Source organism: Bacillus cereus group sp. N12, from assembly GCF_016483575.1.
Lineage (GTDB): Bacteria > Bacillota > Bacilli > Bacillales > Bacillaceae_G > Bacillus_A > Bacillus_A toyonensis.
Map to the genome: position 1 here is coordinate 1 of NZ_JAEHBO010000211.1, position 358 is coordinate 358.

The following is a 358-nucleotide window of genomic DNA, read 5'->3' on the forward strand; positions in this document are numbered from 1 at the left end:
GCCATTTGCTACTTTGTTTTTTAAATGATTACTGTATTGTTCTAGACTCCAAGAATAATTATCATATGCAAGCATTCTACCAATCCAGTTATTATTTAGATCCATTTCTTTATCAATTCCACTAGCATATTGCTCATGAGCATTCGTCCAAACTTTCGCTCTTGCTTCCCCAAAATCACGGCCTTTAGTACCACCTAAACGTTTAACAAGGGATGCATTCCAAAATGAATGTCTAAAAGCATCTCCATTCCCTTGATTAAGTTAAGCTTCACTGTAATAATTTGAAGCTGCTGTTTTATCTGAAACAGCGCAAGCCCCATAAATTGTGAATTCAAAAGGATTATTCTTAGCTAAGTTA

General features: G+C 34.9%; 1 pseudogene. It reads right to left on the reverse strand.

From position 1 onward, the window contains the following. A pseudogene (locus JDS92_RS31660) lies at positions 1–246 on the reverse strand (DUF6973 domain-containing protein); the annotation flags it as partial. Between the last annotated feature and the right edge of the window lie 112 nt (positions 247–358).